Annotated in this window: 2 protein-coding genes; both read right to left on the reverse strand. The window is 66.6% G+C overall.

The window, feature by feature from the left end; translation table 11 throughout:
- Positions 1–146: 146 nt before the first annotated feature.
- Positions 147–458 (reverse strand): WXG100 family type VII secretion target, encoded by a 312-nt coding sequence (locus DD1DGNOD_RS18765; RefSeq protein WP_241255829.1) that lies wholly within the window; start codon positions 456–458, stop codon positions 147–149.
- 37 nt (positions 459–495) lie between these two features.
- A partial coding sequence (locus DD1DGNOD_RS18770; RefSeq protein ID WP_241255830.1) for a hypothetical protein occupies positions 496–976 on the reverse strand: 481 nt, incomplete at its 5' end.

Genomic DNA, 976 nt, shown 5'->3' on the forward strand with positions numbered 1-976 from the left:
CTTAAAGTGGTAATCCTGGTCGCATGCGGGCCGGCAGACCCCGCGCGTCCGGCCCCGGTGCGCGCAGCAATCTGCCGGGTACGGGCCTACCAGCGATCCTTAAGCCAGCCGCCCGTGTGGCAGCAGGTCAGACACACAGCGGCAGGTCAGCCGCCCGCCGACTGGCTGAGCGTGGCGTCAAGCTGCTGGTGCTGTGAAACGGCCGTGTTGAGAAAACCGCTCATGGTCTCCAGGCCACGGATGGCGTTCCTCGTACCGGTGTCCCACTGCTCATACGCATGCTGGAACTTCCCGGACGCCTGATCGGTCCTGAACCCGTTGTCGGCCAGGCTGTTGATAAGACTCTTGAGCTGGGTCAGCTGGGTCTCCATCTCCTGCTGACCGGCCCTCAAACGGGACGCGGCGTTCTGCAGCGCCGCGTAGTCGACGTGGACGTTGGCCATGACGCTCCCTTTCATCAGGTGGACCTGGGCGACCGACGGAATCGCTCCAGGGCTATTGGGATGAATGCGTGACGGACAGTTGGTCCGGACGGTCCCGCGACCAGGCCAACGTGTCGCTGATGGCGTCGAACAGGTCGAACAGCTCGTCGGCAATGTCGACATGCGGACTACTCAGAACAACGTTGAGCACACCACGGGCACCGGGCACCGGGCACCGGGCACCGGGCACCGGAATGAGTGTCTGCATGACAACGCTGTCGATCGACACCCCGTCCGGCTCGGCCTGCTCGACCCCGCGAACACGCACGGCCCGGCCAACCGGCATCTCGACGATCGTCACAGTGCGCCACGGGGATCTCCGGCCCGTCGGCGCCACGGCGGTGACCTGCCCCGCGATCGCCTCCACCGTGTTGTCCGCGGCATTCGGCGCGCCATCGGTGTGAAACACCATCACGCTCGCCACCAGACCGTCGGAGCCGTCCACGAGCTCGGCCGTCGCTGCGCAGTAGACGGCCCCCTGCCGCTCGGCCCGC

The organism is Candidatus Protofrankia californiensis (assembly GCF_900634765.1).
GTDB classification, from domain to species: Bacteria; Actinomycetota; Actinomycetes; order Frankiales; family Frankiaceae; genus Protofrankia; species Protofrankia californiensis.

Bases quoted from the DNA above. Each gene is read 5' to 3' on its own strand.
- DD1DGNOD_RS18765 (WP_241255829.1), bottom strand. From the start codon at position 458: ATGAAAGGGAGCGTCATGGCCAACGTCCACGTCGACTACGCGGCGCTG.